The 255-nt window shown below is 47.1% G+C and carries 1 rRNA gene; it reads right to left on the minus strand.

Annotated elements, in window-relative coordinates:
* Positions 1-92: ribosomal RNA gene (locus tag KI350_RS22860) — 23S ribosomal RNA — on the minus strand; the annotation flags it as partial.
* Between the last annotated feature and the right edge of the window lie 163 nt (positions 93-255).

Consider the following 255-nt stretch of genomic DNA (forward strand, 5'->3'; position numbering starts at 1 on the left):
CTTACAGCTCCCCGAAGCATATCGGTGTTCGTCCCGTCCTTCATCGGCTCCTAGTGCCAAGGCATCCACCGTGCGCCCTTTCTAACTTAACCGTTAAAAAGAATCACTACGTGATATCTTGCATTACGAATTGAATGTGATGTCTACTGTTATCTAGTTTTCAAAGAACAACGCACAGGAGGTGCTAACACATGCGTTGCCACAGGATGTGGCGCATTTAGCAGGTGTCTCCTATGTCTGAAGGAATGATCCTTC

The sequence above is a fragment of the Bacillus sp. J41TS8 genome, from assembly GCF_018333035.1.
GTDB classification, from domain to species: domain Bacteria; phylum Bacillota; class Bacilli; order Bacillales; family Bacillaceae; genus Bacillus; species Bacillus paralicheniformis.